The organism is Azohydromonas lata (assembly GCF_034427735.1).
Lineage (GTDB): Bacteria > Pseudomonadota > Gammaproteobacteria > Burkholderiales > Burkholderiaceae_C > Azohydromonas > Azohydromonas lata.
This window is the reverse complement of the sequence record NZ_JAXOJX010000016.1, coordinates 40,606-56,380: the sequence shown is the minus strand read 5'-3', so window position 1 is coordinate 56,380 and position 15,775 is coordinate 40,606. Positions and strand designations below refer to the sequence as shown.

13 protein-coding genes, 1 tRNA gene and 1 riboswitch are annotated in these 15,775 nt (G+C 69.8%); of the genes, 6 read left to right on the top strand and 8 right to left on the bottom strand.

The genetic code is table 11. The features are described 5' to 3' along the window. Positions 1-6: 6 nt before the first annotated feature. Positions 7-1,488: a Trk system potassium transporter TrkA gene (gene trkA / locus SM757_RS11945; RefSeq protein WP_066332647.1), complete on the bottom strand. Its 1,482-nt coding sequence runs from the start codon at positions 1,486-1,488 to the stop codon at positions 7-9. Between the two features lie 268 nt (positions 1,489-1,756). Here trkA and SM757_RS11940 point away from each other — a divergent pair, with 268 nt between their 5' ends. Continuing rightward, on the top strand, positions 1,757-2,182 hold the full coding sequence (locus tag SM757_RS11940) for a DUF4148 domain-containing protein (RefSeq protein WP_066332643.1): 426 nt from the start codon (positions 1,757-1,759) through the stop codon (positions 2,180-2,182). Positions 2,183-2,186: 4 nt separating this feature from the next. Here SM757_RS11940 and SM757_RS11935 read toward each other — a convergent pair whose 3' ends face one another. Beyond that, the gene (locus SM757_RS11935) at positions 2,187-2,591 is read right to left on the bottom strand and encodes a nucleotidyltransferase substrate binding protein (RefSeq protein ID WP_066332640.1); all 405 of its coding nucleotides are present in this window, start codon (positions 2,589-2,591) and stop codon (positions 2,187-2,189) included. Between the two features lie 228 nt (positions 2,592-2,819). Here SM757_RS11935 and SM757_RS11930 point away from each other — a divergent pair, with 228 nt between their 5' ends. Next, positions 2,820-4,301, top strand: a complete 1,482-nt coding sequence (locus SM757_RS11930) for a Do family serine endopeptidase (protein WP_322465617.1) — start codon at positions 2,820-2,822, stop codon at positions 4,299-4,301. Positions 4,302-4,470: 169 nt separating this feature from the next. On the opposite strand, the gene SM757_RS11925 is transcribed toward SM757_RS11930, so the two are convergent. After that, positions 4,471-4,737, bottom strand: coding sequence for a hypothetical protein (locus SM757_RS11925; protein WP_157118758.1), 267 nt, complete (start codon positions 4,735-4,737; stop codon positions 4,471-4,473). 98 nt (positions 4,738-4,835) lie between these two features. Next, positions 4,836-5,957, bottom strand: coding sequence for an NAD(P)/FAD-dependent oxidoreductase (locus SM757_RS11920; protein ID WP_322465616.1), 1,122 nt, complete (start codon positions 5,955-5,957; stop codon positions 4,836-4,838). 682 nt (positions 5,958-6,639) lie between these two features. Here SM757_RS11920 and SM757_RS11915 point away from each other — a divergent pair. Further along, positions 6,640-7,110 carry a MarR family winged helix-turn-helix transcriptional regulator gene (locus SM757_RS11915; RefSeq protein ID WP_066332632.1) on the top strand — a complete coding sequence of 157 codons (471 nt, stop codon included), beginning with the start codon at positions 6,640-6,642 and terminating at the stop codon, positions 7,108-7,110. Positions 7,111-7,242: 132 nt separating this feature from the next. Here the strand turns inward: SM757_RS11915 and SM757_RS11910 are convergent, their stop codons facing one another. After that, positions 7,243-7,992, bottom strand: coding sequence for a SapC family protein (locus SM757_RS11910; protein WP_066332629.1), 750 nt, complete (start codon positions 7,990-7,992; stop codon positions 7,243-7,245). A gap of 106 nt (positions 7,993-8,098) precedes the next feature. Next, positions 8,099-9,406, bottom strand: coding sequence for a hemolysin family protein (locus SM757_RS11905; protein WP_066332626.1), 1,308 nt, complete (start codon positions 9,404-9,406; stop codon positions 8,099-8,101). 74 nt (positions 9,407-9,480) lie between these two features. Here SM757_RS11905 and SM757_RS11900 point away from each other — a divergent pair, with 74 nt between their 5' ends. From SM757_RS11900 to SM757_RS11890, 3 genes are all read left to right on the top strand, one after another. Then, positions 9,481-10,308 carry a symmetrical bis(5'-nucleosyl)-tetraphosphatase gene (locus SM757_RS11900; RefSeq protein ID WP_322465615.1) on the top strand — a complete coding sequence of 276 codons (828 nt, stop codon included), beginning with the start codon at positions 9,481-9,483 and terminating at the stop codon, positions 10,306-10,308. Continuing rightward, a riboswitch (cobalamin riboswitch) is annotated at positions 10,305-10,571 on the top strand. Its footprint overlaps the gene before it by 4 nt. A 92-nt stretch (positions 10,572-10,663) precedes the next feature. After that, positions 10,664-12,631 (top strand): TonB-dependent receptor, encoded by a 1,968-nt coding sequence (locus tag SM757_RS11895; protein ID WP_322465614.1) that lies wholly within the window; start codon positions 10,664-10,666, stop codon positions 12,629-12,631. A 122-nt stretch (positions 12,632-12,753) separates the two neighbouring features. Beyond that, a tRNA-Ser gene (locus SM757_RS11890) sits at positions 12,754-12,843 on the top strand. A 226-nt stretch (positions 12,844-13,069) separates the two neighbouring features. Here SM757_RS11890 and SM757_RS11885 read toward each other — a convergent pair. Both SM757_RS11885 and SM757_RS11880 read right to left on the bottom strand, forming a co-directional pair. Beyond that, complete coding sequence (locus SM757_RS11885) at positions 13,070-15,310, bottom strand: putative bifunctional diguanylate cyclase/phosphodiesterase (RefSeq protein ID WP_322465613.1); 2,241 nt, start codon at positions 15,308-15,310, stop codon at positions 13,070-13,072. Between the two features lie 4 nt (positions 15,311-15,314). Next, positions 15,315-15,743, bottom strand: coding sequence for an Hpt domain-containing protein (locus SM757_RS11880; protein ID WP_322465612.1), 429 nt, complete (start codon positions 15,741-15,743; stop codon positions 15,315-15,317). Positions 15,744-15,775 lie beyond the last annotated feature (32 nt).

Here is a 15,775-nt window from a genome sequence, read left to right as displayed (position 1 = left end):
CTGGCGCTAGATGAAGAGGGCCGAGACCTGGAACAGCCTCTGCACCTCGCGCACCTGCTTCTTGTTGGGCAGGAAGACGATGAGGTGGTCGCCGGCCTGCACCAGGGTGTCGTGGTGGGCGATGAGCACTTGGGCGCCGCCCAAGTCGGCACCGGCGGCGCGGCGTTCGCGCAGCGCCAGCATGCCGCGCCGCCCGCGCGGCGTGGCGGGCTCGGCCTCGCCGCGCGGCGGCAGGCCACGGACGATGGCGCCGATCTGCGCGCCCGCGGGCAGCGGGATCTGCTCTATGCGCCGGCCCACGAGGCGGCTGGTGGCCTGGTCGCCGCTGACCACGGCCTCCAGCACCTCGGCCGTGCCATGGCGCAGCGAATGCACCGCCTCTACGTTGCCCCAGCGCACGTGCGCCAGCAGCTCGCCGATGACGGCCTGTGCCGGCGACAGCGCGATGTCTATGGTCGTGCCCTGCACCAGGTCGGCGTAGGCGCGGCGGTTGATGAGCGCGAGCACGTGGCGCGCGCCCATGCGCTTGGCCAGCAGGCAGGCCATGATGTTGTCCTCGTCGTCGCTGGTGAGGGCCAGGAAGAGGTCCATGTCCTGCACGTTCTCGTCGCCCATGAGCTCCTCGTCGGTGGAGTCGCCGTTGAGGATGAGCACGTCGCCAGGCAGTTGCGTGGCCAGGTAGTCGCAGCGCGAGCGGCTGACCTCGACGATCTTGACCTGCACCTCCCCGCGAAGCTGCCGCGCCAGGCGCAGGCCCACGCGGCCGCCGCCGGCGATCATGACGCGGCGCACGGGCCGGTCGCGCTCGCGCAGCGCGCCCAGCACGGCGCGCAGCTGCCCGGTGCGGCTGAGGACGAACACCTCGTCGCCGGGTTCTATGCAGGTGTTGCCGCAGACGTCGGCCACCGGCTTGTCCTGCCGGTAGATCGCCACCACGCGCATGTCGGCCTGCGGCGCCAGGCGCGGGATGTCCTCCAGCCGGTGGCGCACCAGCGGGCCGCCGGCCACGGCGCGCACGGCCACCAGGCTCAGCAGGCCCTGCGCCAGCTCCAGCACCTGCAGTGCCTCGGGGTATTTGATGAGCTGCCAGATGGTGCGCATCACCGATTCCTCGGGGCAGATGACGCGGTCCACGCCGAAGCCTTCAGGCCCCGCGGTGAGCGCCGTGCCTTCGGAGAACTCGGGACTGCGCAGCCGCGCGATGGTGGTGGGCACGGTAAAGAGCTGGCGGGCGAGCTTGCAGGCCACGAGGTTGGTCTCGTCGAGCTGCGCGCAGGCGATGAAGAGGTCGGCGTCGGCCAGGCCCGCGTCCCGCAGCACCGAGGGCTGCACGCCGTTGCCGGCCACGCCGCGCAGGTCGAAGCGGTCCTGCAACAGCGACAGCCGCGCCGGGTCGGTGTCCACGACGGTGATGTCGTTGGCCTCCGAGGCGAGGATTTCGGCGACGCTTTCTCCCACGCGTCCGGCACCCAGGATGACGATGTTCATGGCGGCGCGCATCTTCGCCCGGCTTGGAGCCCGGCATGGCCCATCACGGTGATGCAAACGTGACCTCGTGTTGGCGCCCGGCCCAAAGGCTGGCGCGAGGCCCTTCTCGCACCCCCCAACCAATGAGAAACCGTGACCAAACGGTGACCTTTCCTTGAATCCCCCGTGACCCCCGGCGCCCAAACTTCATTTCACCAGCCCGGGACATTCACTCTTGAAACGAAACCACGGCGCTGGACCCTGTCGTCACTCCCTGGAGAGGTCCGCCATGAAAGCCACGCTGATCACCACCGTCCTGGCCGCCACCGCCGCCGCACTGCTGTCCTTCAACACGCAGGCCGCGGAGCTGTCGAGCTACTACCGCGAATCCGCCGTGCCGCCGTTGGCCGGCAGCACCGCCAAGACGCGCGAGCAGGTGAAGGCCGAGCTGGCCGAGGCCGTGGCACGGGGCGAGGTGAACAACAGCGGCGTGCGGCCGTCCTTTACGTACCCGTTCCACCACGAATCCGCTCCCGGGCCGCTGGCCGCCTCCGGCAGCAAGACACGCGAGCAGGTGAAAGCCGAGCTGGCCGAGGCCATCGCGCGTGGCGAGGTTTTTTATACGAGCGGCAACGCGTACCGACGCGGGTATGACTCGGCCCCCGCGCCTTTCATCTCGCCCGCGGCGCCGATGGACGTCATGGCGCGGCGCTGAGCCCTCACACCACCCGCCCCGCCAGCCGCCGCTGCAGGTGGCGCACCTCGTCCAGGAAGCGCGGCACGGCGGCCACCACTTCCGGGCCCATGGGCTCCTCGTCGGTGTGGCCGGTGTGGGCGCGCAGGTCGCTCCAGGTGCGCCACACCGGCCAGCCGCCCAACAGCAGCGCCTGCTCGTGGCCCAAGGTCACCAGCGATTCCATGCTCATCGCCGCCACGTCCTGGGGTTGAGCCGACGCCAGCGCGAGGCAGCGGTGCAAGGCCTTGAGAGCGAGGTCGTAGGTGAATTCGAAGCGGTGGATGAGCCCGTCGCGTATGAGCAGGTCGCCCGGGTCGAGCAGGCTGCGCCGCAAACCCTCATCCAGTTGTTCCACGGCGCGTCTGAGCGGTGCGATGTAAAGGTCCATGGGCCTCCCGGCGGTTGATCGCGGCCCTATCCCACGGGCAACCCGCACACCCGCCGGGACAAGGCTCGCCCGCCATCCTCCCGCCGTCGCGCGCACAGGCCACCCGGCACGGCTCCCCCAGGACGCAGGGACGGCCCGTTCCCGGCAGGGCTCCCGCGCGGCGCAGCCCCGGCGCCAGGGCACACCCCTTGCCATCCCCGGGCGCATCACCGACTGAACGAGGCCGTCATGAAGCCGCGCATTGCCCCTGTCTCGCTGCTGATCGCCGCCGCCCTGGCCGGCTGCGGCCCGCGCTCCAACACCGAGGCCCCGGTGGCTGCTTCCGCCTCGGCGCCCGCGGCGGTGCCGCCCGGCGCATCGGCCTCGGCCATCGCGCCGCTGCCGGCAGGCTCCAACGACTTCACGGCGCTGGTCAAGCGGGTTGGGCCCGCGGTGGTCAACGTCACCACGGTGCAGACGGCCCGGCCGCAGCCCGGGATGGCGCTGCCGCCGGGCGATCCGCTGTCGGAGTTTTTCAGGCGCTTCATGCCGCCGCCGGGCCAGCAGCCACCCCAGCAGGCGCAAGGCATAGGCTCCGGCTTCGTCATCGACGGCGAGGGCCACATCCTCACCAACGCCCACGTGGTGGCCGACGCCGAAGAGGTCACCGTGCGCCTGGCCGACTCCAAGCGCGAGTACAAGGCCCGCGTGGTGGGCAGCGACGCGCTCACCGACGTGGCGCTGCTCAAGGTGGAAACGCCCAACCTGCCCGTGGCCCCCATCGGCCATTCGGCCCAACTGCAGCCGGGCGAGTGGGTGGCGGCCATCGGCTCGCCCTTCGGCTTTGCCAACACCATCACCGCCGGCATCGTCAGCGCCACGCAGCGATCGCTGCCGGACGAGACCTACGTGCCCTTCATCCAGACCGACGTGGCGGTGAACCCGGGCAATTCCGGCGGGCCGCTGCTGAACATGCGCGGCGAGGTGGTGGGCATCAACTCGCAGATCTACAGCCGCTCCGGCGGCTACATGGGCATCTCCTTCGCGATTCCCATCGACATGGCCATGGAGATCGCGCAGCAGCTCAAGGCCAGCGGCCGCGTCACGCGCGGGCGGCTGGGCATTGGCATCCAGGAGGTGAGCGAGCCGCTGGCGCAGTCCTTCAAGCTCGACAGCGCGCGCGGCGCCCTCGTCACCGCCGTGGAGCCGGACAGCCCCGCGGCGCGCGCCGGGCTGGTGCCGGGGGACGTGATCCTCAACTTCGGCGGCCAGGCCGTGGCCGACGCCACCACGCTGCCGCGCCTGGTGGCCGGGACCAAGCCGGGCACGGAAGTGCCGCTGGAGGTCTGGCGCAACGGCGCCGCCGCCACGGTGAAGGCCACGGTGGCGCAGGCGCCGAATCCGCAGGTGGCGCAGGCGGCGCAGCCGGCCCGGGGATCGGCGCCCAAGCCCGCGGCGACGCAGTTGGGCATCGCGGTGAGCGAGCTGCCCGCGGCGGCGCGGCGCGCGCTGGGTGTGCCTTACGGGCTGGTGGTGGAGGAGCTGCAGGCCGGCGTGGCCCGCGCGGGGCTGCAGCAGGGCGATGTGATCGTGGCCGTCAACGGCCAGCGCTTTGCCAGCCTGGAGGAATTCCAGCGCCTGGCCCAGGCCCCGGCCGGCGGCTCCGTGGCGCTGCTGGTGCGCCGCGGGGAAGCGAGCCTGTTCGTCCCGGTACCGGTGGGCAAAGGATGAGGCCCGGCACGGTCATCCGGCGGCCCATAAAAAAACCAGCCCCGCTGGAAGCGGGGCTGGCGTGTGGAGAAAGAAGCTGCGGTTGCGTGGGAGATTGTGTGGTGCCTCAGACGGCTTTTTAGGGTGCAGTGCGTGACGTCAGGCCGGTGTTCTGAAGTCGCTCAGGCGTTCAAAAACGTGACACCGCACTGTGGCTGCCCGAGAGGCCGGCGGGCAGTTGATGGTCCAGCCGGTAGCGGGTGACTTCGGCATCGCGGCCGCCGTAGACCTTGGAGAAGTACAGGTCGCGCGCCGTCACCGGGCCACGGCGCAGAGGGGTTTCGCCTTCGCTGCAGCGTTGACACAAGCCGCTGAACGACAGTTCGAAACAACCAGGGGTCGAGCACCGGTGTTGCAACATGCCTTGCTCCGCTTCGGCGTTGTCAGGGAAAGCCATCCTAGGGGCCACCCTTCCCCTGTTACAGCGGATCAACCCTTACCCGAAGCTTGCATAAGTATGCTGCGGCGCAACAACTTTTTTAGTTGCGCGCGCACTCACAGCTTTTCGAGCTGCTCGGCGGCGTGCTCGGCCAAGGCCAGGCAGGCGGTCAAGCCGGGGGACTCGATGCCAAAGAGATTGACCAGCCCCGGCACCCCATGCTGCGCCGCCGCATCGATGCGGAAATCGGCTGCGGGCTGGCCCGGCCCGCTGATCTTGGGCCGTATGCCGGTATAGGCCGGTGTGAGCGCACCGTCCGGCAGCGCGGGCCAGTAGTGGCGTATGGCGGTTTCGAATGCGGGGATGCGCGATTCATCGACCCGGTAGTCGAAAGTGGCGGGGTCGGCGTTATCCAGCCACTCGGTGTCCGGGCCGAAGCGGGCCTGGCCGCCCAAGTCCAGCGTGAGGTGCACGCCCAGCCCGGCCGAGTTGTGCATGGGGTAGACCAGCCGCGAAAAGGGGCTGCGCCCGCGCAGCGAGAAGTAATGGCCCTTGCAGGCCCAGGCGCGCGGCACGTGCTGCGGCGCCAAGCCGTCGATGCGCGCGGCCAGCGCCGGCGCGCCGTGCCCGGCGGCGTTGACCACGCGCCGCGCCAGCAGCGTCATGGGCTGCTCGCCCCCCACCTGCAATTCGATGCCGCCCTCGCCCACGCGTGCCGAGAGCACGGGGCTGGCCAGCGCCAGCATGGCGCCCGCGGCCTCGGCGTCGCCCAGGAGGCTGAGCATGAGCGCGTGGCTGTCCACGATGCCGGTGGAGGGCGACAGCAGCGCCGCCAGGGCATGCACTTGCGGCTCCAGCGCGCGGGCCTGGGCGGCGCTGAGCCACTGCACGTCGTCGACGCCGTTGGCCAGGGCTTGCGCTTGAAGGGCGCGCAGCGCGCCGAGCTGCGCGTCGTCCGTGGCGGCGATGAGCTTGCCGCAGCGCCGGTGCCCAATGCCGTGTTCGGCGCAGTAGGCGTACAGCCGCTCGCGGCCGCGCACGCACAGCAGTGCCTTGAGCGAACCGCTGGGGTAGTACAGCCCGGCGTGCAGGACCTCGCTGTTGCGCGAGCTGGTGCCCGTGCCGATGGCAGTGGCGCCTTCCAGGATGAGCACCTCGCGCCCGCGCTGCGCCAGCTCGCGCGCCACGGCCAGGCCCACCACGCCGGCGCCTATGACGACGGTATCGACGCTGTCCATCACGCGCGCTCCTGCGCACGGCGGGCTGACGCGTTGCGGCCAGGCCACATGGCGCGGCCCCGGCATGGGCCTGCGCATGGCCCGGGAGTCGCCCGGGGAAACCGGGCGGCGGCATGGGCCGCCGTTGCGTCATGAAAGAGGGGAATCGGCATGGCGGTGTGCATGTGAAACCCCGGCGCAGGGCTGCGCCGGCGGAAGTTGGTTGCGCTGCGAAGGCGCTTGATCACACACGCAAGCATGCACCGGAAAACTGCTGGCGCGGCCGCTGTGGACGGCGGCGCGCCCGGCGTGGAGGTCCCAATGCATGGGCATGCCTCCCCCCATGGCGGTCCGCAGCCGCCCGGAGGCCGCCTTGTGGTCGCCCGACAGCCGCCCTACAGCGGCCCCCGATTGCCGCCCCGTTGCGCAGGCAGCCTGCCGCCGCGGTGGTTGCCTGCGGCACCGGGCTCCTGGGGAAAAGTCACGAACCTTGGGCAGGGGGTCGGTGCGGGAGCGCGGTTTGCCATGGTTGTGTGCGCCACGGCCACGCTGGCCGCTCTGCGGGCGGGTGGGATGTCCCGGAACGCCCTGGCGAGCCGGCCCTGCCGCCCAGAATGCCTTGAAGGAATGGGCGGTTGCGTGCGCAACACGACCGTTGCCTCGCTACACTGGCCTTCCTTTGGTACTGAATTGCGAGCCGACCATGACAACACGTTCCAAGCCCGCCACCCGCACGCCTCCGCCGGCACTGGATGCGTTGCTCAGTCACCGGTTGCACGAGCTCTACAAGCTCAGCGACGCCTTCGGCAGCGGCAGCGGCCTGCGCGCCAGCGGCGTGGCCCCGGGCGACGCGCGCTGCCTTGCCGCCATTGGCGCTTTCGAGCCGCTGTCGGTGGTGGAGCTGGCCGCGCGGGCGCGGCTGAACAAGGCGCAGGCCAGCCGCGCGGCGCAGTCGCTCTCCGACCAGGGCCTGGTGCGCAAGCAGGCCAACGCCGCCGACGCGCGCGGCGTGGTGCTGTCGCTCACCCCGTCCGGGCGCGCAGCCTGGCGCAAGGTGATGGCGCTGATCGAGCGCCACAACGAGCAGGTCTTTGGCGTCTTCTCGCCCAACGAGCGCAAGCAGTTCGACAAGCTGCTGGAGCGGCTGCTGGCGCATCACCGCGAGCAGGCGTAACGCCGCGAGGGCGACGGCTCCTGCGGGAGCCTGTAGGAGGCCCGCTTGCGGGCCGAATTGCAGCGCGCAACACCACGGCGCGCCGGCGGTTCGGCCCGCAAGCGGGCCTCCTACGTTCTGCGGCGAGGTGTCTTAGTGCGCCGCCGCGCGGATGGCCCGGCGCTCGGCCAGGCGGCGCAGGTGCACCATGGAGAGTTGATGGGCGTGGATCAGGCGCATCAGCCCGCTGCGCACCAGCTCGGCCAGCGTCGCGTCGTCCAGCTTGAGCAGCTTTTCCTCGGCCACGGCCATGAAGCCGTCCACCCGCAGCGTCGGACCGCCCTCGCCCTGGCTGATGTCCAGCCGCATCTCCTGCAGCAGCCCCAGGCCCATCAGCCGCGCGCAGCCGCGGCGCGTGCGCTGCGCCTCGGCCTCCAGCTCCGGCAATTGCTGCTGCATGCGCTGCACCAGCGCCGAGGGGCTGCCGTCGGCTTCGAACAGCAAGTCGCCTTGCGCCTCCGACAAGCCGGCGTAGGCACGGTCTATGCAGAGCGCGGCCTGCTGCGCGTCCACCTGCGCCAGCGCGAAGGGGTAGACGCGCAACTGCGCCGGCAGGTACTGCGCGGACCAGGCGCCGTCAGGCTGCAGGTACAGGTTCTCGTCGCGCGTGAGGCCCAGCACCGCCATGGGGGCGATTTGCGGCTGGCCGGCCTCGTCGGTGCCGGCGCGGACGAACACGATGGGGTACTCCATGCACGCCTGCGCAAACTCCGCCCCGTGCAGGAAACAGGCGTTGAGCTTGCCCGCGGCGCTGGCCAGGTCCACGGGCAGTTTCAAACGCAGCGCGCGGTGGTGGTTGCGGTCCAGGGCGACGGGGTCGCGGTGCAGGGCGGGATTGATCATGGCAAGTCTGTGAAGCGGGAAAAAACCGTTGGCGCCACGGCGGCCGGGAGCGGGTCGGGCCGGCGGGCGCGAGCAAAGGGTTCAGGCGTCGTGGGAAGCAGGCGCCTCACTGCGCCTTGGCAGGCTCGGCCATGGGCGTGGCCAGCACCTTGTCGATGCGCTTGCCGTCCAGGTCCACGACCTCGAAGCGCCAGTCGGCCCATTCCACGGCGTCGGCCGTGCGCGGCAGCCGGCCCAGCAGCAGCAGCACCATGCCGGCCAGGGTGTTGTAGCGGCCGCGCTCCTCCTCCGGCAGCTCCTTCAGGTCCAGCCTGTCCTTGAGCTCGGGCACGGGGATGAGGCCATCGAGCAGCCAGCTGCCGTCCTCGCGCGGCACGGCCCAGGGCTGCTCGTGCTCGCCGTCGCCGCCGCTGAACTCGCCCGTGATGGCCTCCAGCAGGTCGCGGATGGTGATCACGCCCTGGACTTCGCCGTACTCGTCCACCACGAACACCATTTCCGCGCCCGTGGCGCGGAAGTGCTCCAGCAGCTCCATGCCGGACAGCGTTTCCGGGACGAACACCGGCGGCATGAGGTGGTCGGCGATGTTCAGCGGCTCGCCGCGCAGCACCTGGCGCAGCAGCGCCTGGGCGGCGACCACACCCACCACATCGTTGAGGTCGCTGCGGCACACGGGGTAGCGCGAGTGGGCGGCCTCGGCCAGCGACACCTGCACCTCCTCAACCGTGGCGCCGGCGTCCAGCCACTGGATGTCGGCGCGCGGAATCATCATGGAGCCGATCTGGCGCTCGTCCAGCCGGAACACGTTGCGCACCATCTGGTGCTCCTGCGCCTCGATCACGCCGGCGTCCACGCCCTCTTCGAGCTGCGCGGCGATCTCCTCTTCCGTCACGCTGCGGCTCACCGCGTTGCGAATGCCCAGCAGGCGCAGCACCGCTTCCGTGCACACCGACAGCAGCACCACGAAGGGCCGCGCGACGGTGCTCAGGCCTTCCATGGGCAGCGCCACCAGCCGCGCCACCTGCTCCGGGAACATCTGGCCGACGCGCTTGGGCACCAGCTCGCCAAAGATGATGGTCAGGATGGTGATGATGATCACCACCAGCGCCGTGGCGGTCACGGCCGCGGCGTCTTCCGGCACGTGCAGCGTCTGCGTGAGCCAGTGCGACAGCGGCTGGGAGAAGGCGTTCTCGCCCACGATGCCGTTGAGCACGCCTATCGACGTGATGCCGATCTGCACCGTGGAGAGGAACTTGGTGGGGTTGTCGTGCAAGTCCAGCGCGGCTTGGGCGCCGGGCTCTCCCGCTTCGAGCATCACCAGCAGCCGCGTCTTGCGGCTGGCCGTGAGCGCCATTTCCGACATGGCGAACAGCCCGTTGAGCAGGATCAGGAATACCAGTAACGCAAAGTCCATCGGGAAGGCGCGGGGCGCCGCGGCGGCGGCCGCGCCGGGTAGAAGAGGCGGGCAAGCGTAGCAGAATCCCCTAAATGCACTATTTCATCGGCGACCTCCAGGGCTGCTGTGACGCTTTCGAGCGGCTGCTGGCCGAGCTGGGCTTCTCCCCTTCCCGCGACCGCCTCACGGTGTTGGGCGACCTGGTCAACCGCGGCCCTGCCTCGCTGGGCACGCTGCGGCGCTTGCGCGATCTGGGCAACGCCGCCGACGCGCTGCTGGGCAACCACGACCTGCACCTGCTGGCTGTGGCCCACGGCGTGCGCCCGCAGCACCGCAGCGACACCCTGCGCGACATCCTGGAGTCCGACGAGCGCGAGGCCTGGATCGACTGGATACGCCAGCGCCCCCTGGCCCTGCGCCGCGAAGGCTGGCTGTGCGTGCACGCGGGCTTGCCGCCGCAGTGGAGCGGCGACGACACCCTGGCCCTGGCCGGCGAAGTCGAAACCCTGCTGCGCGGCCCGGGTCTAGCCGACTTCCTGGCCGTGATGTACGGCAACGAGCCCGCACGCTGGAGCGACGCGCTGCAAGGCGCCCAGCGCTGGCGCTTCGTCATCAACGTGCTCACGCGCATGCGCTTTTGCGCCGCCGACGGCACGCTGGACTTCAAGACCAAGGACGGCGCGCTGGCCGCCCCGCCGGGGCTGATGCCGTGGTTCGAGGTACCCGGGCGGCGCAGCGAGGGCGAGCCCATCGCCTTCGGCCACTGGAGCACGCTGGGCCTGATCAATCGGCCGGAACTGCTGGCGCTGGACACGGGCTGCGTCTGGGGCGGACGGCTCACCGCCGTGCGCGTGGACGGCGGGCGGCGCGAGGTGACGCAGGTCGACTGTCAGCAAGCGCAGGCGCCCGGCCCGGTATGATGCGCGCCGCTTCAGGTGCCCGCGGTTTCGGCCGGGGGTTGAACGGGAAGCAGGTGCCGCGGCGAAGCGGGGGTTCACACACCCGCTGACGCCGGGAAGGCCTGCGCTGCCCCCGCACCGGTAAGCAGGCATGTTGTTCATCACTGGGCCACTGCGGGCAATGACGCCCGTGGGAAGGCGATGCATGACGCGTGCGGAGGAAGCCACACCTTCCCGCGCGCAGCCTGCGAGCCCGGATACCGGCCTCGATGCATCGCCGCCGCCTCGGTCTGCGCCTTGTTTGTTGCAAGGCGCTCAACCGCAGCGGCTTGTTGCCACTGCAGCCTGCGGGGACGCTGGCTGCCGGAGCCTTGTGATGAACTTCCCCTTCCAACGGCCTGCCGCGCTGTGCGGCCTGGCCCTGCTCGCCCTCACCCCCATCGCCCGTGCCGCCGAGGCCGCGGTGCAGGAACCCAGCCTCGTCGCGCTGGCGGACATGCCGGTGCAGCCTGTCGTGGTGACGGCCACGCGCTTTCCCGAGAACGCCGACCGCCTGCCTTTCGGCGTGAGCGTCATCACGGCCGAGGAATTGCAGAAGTCCGGCGCTTTCACCGTCAACGAAGCGCTGGTGCAGTTGCTGGGCCTGCCGGGCCGGCTGGATCTCACGGGCGGCGGCAACACCAGCATAGATCTGCGAGGCTTTGGCGAAACCGCCTTTAGCAACCAGGCAGTCATCGTGGATGGCTTACGGGTCAACGAAGGCGACCTCATTGGCCCACAACTGGCACAGATACCCGTTGAGGCTATCGAGCGCATTGAAGTGATTCGCGGCAATGCCTCCGTGCTGTACGGCGAAGGGGCCACGGCCGGTGCCATCGTCATCTCCACGCGCGCCGGCACGGGTGCACAACGCAATGGCGGCCAAGTTCGTGCCACGGCCGGCAGTTATGGCCTGCGCGAGCTGCGTGGCAGCGTGACCGCGGCGATGGGTGACTTCGCCCTGGACGCCTCGGCTCAGCGCCGCAACGCAGACAACTATCGCGACAACGCCCGCTCCGAATTGGAAGCAGGCTCGTTGGGCGGGCAATGGCGCAGCGGCGACCTGCGACTGGGCGCGCGCATCGCCGATGACAAGCTGGATGCTCGCCTGCCCGGCGAATTGACCGCACAACAGTACGCGGACAACCCGCGCCAGACCGCGAAGCCCAATGACTGGGGGAACATTCATAACCAGCGGCGCAGCGTGTTCGCTCAGACCATAGTGGGAGACTGGTCCGTAGGTCTGGACGCGGGCTGGCGTCAAAAAGAGGTGCGAAGCCTGACCACGTTCCGCGGCATCGCAAGTCCCTACGACTACGACATCGAGGCCAACACTCAATCCTTGCGTGCCCGCGGCGAATGGGCGCTGGGTTCGACTCGCCACGCCGTAACGGTAGGCATAGACCGCAGCCACTGGGAACGCACTGTGCTCGGCCAGTACGGCACCCGCGCGACCCAGCAATCGATTGGCTTCTACGCCAAAGACGATGTGGATCTGAGCGAAGGCACGCGTCTGAGCGCCGGCGTTCGCAGCGAAAAATTCGACAAGCGCTTTGACAGCGGCTTCGGCGTCACGACCATTGATGATCGCTTGCCGGCCTGGGACTTGGGCCTGACCCAGTCGCTGGGCCAGGGCGTTGCCGCTTTTGGGCGCGTGGGCCGCAGTTTCCGGCTGGCCAATGCTGACGAGTACGGCTATTCGACGCCGGGCGCCTCGACGCTGCGTCCGCAGATTTCTCGTGACGTTGAGTTGGGCACGCGCTGGACGCATGCGAAGGGCCGGGTCGAAGCCCGCATCTACCGCAGTGCCTTGCGCGACGAAATCGGCTTTGATCAGCTCACCTACACCAACGTCAACTTCGACCGCACGCGCCGCCAGGGCCTGGAAGTGGAGGCGCGCCAAGCTCTCTCCTCCACGCTGGACCTGCGTGCCAACGCAGCTTGGCGGCGGGCCAAGTTCACCGCCGGGCAGTACGAAGGCAAAGAGGTGGCACTGGTGCCCAAATCCTCGCTGGCGGTCAACCTGGACTGGACGCCGATGCCTCAGCACCGCGTAGGTTTCGGCGTGCAACTGGTGTCGTCGCAGCACGCGGATTTCGCCAACCAGTGCACCATCCCGGGCTACGCCACGACGCAGGCCCGCTACGCTTACCAGTGGCGTGATGCCGAATTCGCGCTCGTGATGAGCAACCTTGGCAACCACCGCTACTACACACTGGCCTACGCTTGCGACAGCGGCACCACCAGCAACCTCTATCCGGAGCCCGGCCGCACCGCTGCCGCTTCGGTGACCGTGCGCTTCTGAGCGCTGGCGCGAGGCACGTGCCCAGTTGCTGCATTCGCGCCTGTACCGCCTGCTAAAGATGCGACAATGCACGCTTCGCCGCGCGGCTCTGCAACGGGGTCCGAACGGCAACAGCGACATCAGGAAGCGTGGCCGAGCGGTTTAAGGCACCGGTCTTGAAAACCGGCGAGGGTTGATCCCCTCCGTGGGTTCGAATCCCACCGCTTCCGCCAAACTGAAAAAAACGCCCCCACGGGCGTTTTTTCATTTCGGCGAACCCCTTCAACGCGTCGGCATGCTTGTTGAATATCTTTGGCTTTGGCCGAAATGATCGACGACTTGGCACAGGCAATAAGGTGGAAATCCAGGAAATTAATTTCCCTGCCCATCGAATATCGCAGCCGAAATAAGAACGGCAGCCTTGCAGCTGCCGCTTCCTCCAAACCGTGACCGGCGCCCTCAGCCCGCCGCGGCCCGCGGCAGCAGTGCGGGGTCGGCCACCTCCTCGCCGTCAGCCGCATCCATCCACGCCGCCTTGCGCGGCAGCACGGTCTGCGTGAGCCAGCGCTCCAGCTCGCTGGCCAGGCAGGGCCGGCTGAACAGGTAGCCCTGCATGATGGTGCAGCCCAGGCGGTTGAGCACCTCCATCTGGCGCAGCGTCTCCACGCCCTCGGCCACCACGCGCAGCTTGAGCGTGCGCGCCAGGGCGATGATGGCCGTCACCACCGCCGAGCTCTGCGGCGTCACGCCCAGGTCGCGCACGAAGCTGCGGTCGATCTTCAGCTCCGAGATGGGCAGCGTGGTCAGGTAGGCCAGCGACGAGTAGCCGGTGCCGAAATCGTCGATGGCGATCTGCACCCCGATTTCATTGAGCCGGTGCAGCGACGGAATGACCTCCTGCAAATCCTTCATCAGCCCGGTCTCGGTGATCTCCAGCTGGATGGCGTCGGTCTTGACGCCGTACTCGCTCACCGCGCGCTCGATGTGCTGCACCAGGTCCGAGCGCTCGAAGAGGCGGTTGGGCAGGTTCACGGCGATGGAGTCGCTGAAGCCGAAGCTCACCTCCCAGCGCTTGGCCTGGCGCGCGGCCTCGTGCAGCGCCCATTCGGACATGGGCACGATCAGCCCCGTCTCCTCCGCCAGCGGGATGAACTCCGCCGGCGACACCAGCGTGCGCCCGCGCTGCCAGCGCATGAGCGCCTCCACGCCCACCATGCCCTGGCCGCGCACGTCCACCTTGGGCTGGTAGTACATCACCAGCTCGTCGCGCTCTATGGCCTTGTGCAGCGCGCTTTCCAGCTCCAGCTTCTCGCGCCCGCGGCCGGCCAGCATGGGGCTGTAGCTCGACGCCGCGTTGCGGCCCTGCGCCTTGACGGCGTACATGGCCACGTCGGAGTTGCGCATGAGGTCGGCCACCGAGGCGCCGTCGCGCGGGTACAGCGCGATGCCCACGCTGGCGGTGACGAAGCACTCCTGCCCGCCCACGAAAATGGGCTCGCGCATCACCTCCAGTATGCGGTCGGCCACGCGCTGCGCGTCGGTCTCGTCCATGACCTCCGGCAGCAGCGCGATGAACTCGTCGCCCCCGAGGCGTCCAACCGCCTCCAGCGAGCGGTGCGAGCGCGAGCCCACGGCCTCCAGCGTGCCCTCCTGCACCGTGTCGCAGTGGCGCACGCAGGCCTTCAGGCGGCGGCCCACCTCCACCAGCAGCTCGTCGCCGGCGCTGTGGCCCAGCGTGTCGTTGATGACCTTGAAACGGTCCAGGTCGATGAGCAGCAGCGCCGCGGCGTGGCCCAGGCGGCGGCCGTGCTCTATGGCCTTGTCGGCGCGCCACAGGAGCTGGCGGCGGTTGGGCAGCCCGGTGAGGGCATCGAAGTTGGCAAGGTGGCGGATCTTGTCCTCGGCCACGCGGCGGTCCGTCACGTCCTGGACGATGCCGGTGTAGCCCGTCTGCACGCCGTGCTCGTTGAACTCCGGCTCGGCCTCGATGTGCAGCACGCGGTGGCGGCCGTCAGGCAGGGTCACGGGCACGTCGGTGGCCAGCACCGCGCCGTGCGCCAGCGCTTCGCGCAACAGGCGCAGCAGCCCGGCGCGCTCGGCCAGGCGCAGCAGGTGGTACAGGCCCGGGCGGTCGCCCGCGGCGTAGCCGAAGACGCGCAAGCCCTCGGGCGAAAGCAGCAGCGTGCCCGGGTGCCCGTCCTGCGGGTGGCGCCAGTCGAAGCTGCCCATGCGGGCGATGTCCTGCGCCCGCGCCAGCCGCGCCTGGCTGCGCTCGAGCTCGCGCCGCGTGCGGGCGCTGCGCAGCAGGTACTGCAGCCGCCCGGCCAGCAGGCTCCACTGCGAGCTCTTGACGTAGAAGTCCGTGGCGCCGGCCTGGTAGGCGCGGCTGATGGAGGCGTCGTCGTTCAGGCCCGTGAGCATGAGCACGGGCATGTGCTCGAAGCCCGTCGTGGCGCGCAGGCGGTGGCAGGTCTCGAAGCCGTCGAGGTCGGGCATGAGCGCGTCCAGCACCACGATGTCGAAGGGCGCCTGCTGCAGCATGCGCAGCGCCGCCGCGCCGCCGTCGGCCTCCGTCACCTCGAAGCCGCGCTGTCGCAGCGCCGCGCCGGTGAGCATGAGCTGCACCTGGTCGTCGTCCACCAGCAGCACCTTGGGCTGCTCCAGGCCCTCGTCGGCATCCATGGGCAGCGGCAGGCTCATGCGCTCAGCCACCGGTGCCCAGCAGCGGCTGCAGCGTGCACAGCAACTGCCGGCCCTCCGTTTCCAACTCGTCCAGCAGCGCCGGCAGCCCCTGCGTGCGCTGCTCGCGCACGCACTGCTCGGCGTCGGCGCACAACTGCGACAGCCGCAGCGCGCCCACGCTCATGGAGGAGGACTTCAGCGTGTGAGCCACCATGCGCTGGCCTTCGAGGTCGGCCGCGCCGCGCGCGGCCGCCAACTGCTCCAGCAGCCGCCGCGTGGAGCTGTCGAAGGTGCGCAGCACCTTGGGCAGCAGGCCATGGCGGCCGCCGGGATCGAGCTCGCTGAGCCGCTGCAGCGCCTCCGCGTCCAGCGGAGGGCTCAGGGCGGCCAGCAGGGCTTGCGAGGGGTCGATGTCGGTCATGAGGGCAAAGGACTGGCGTATTGCCTGCATTCTGCCCCGCCGCCGCCCCCTGCTGGCAAGGG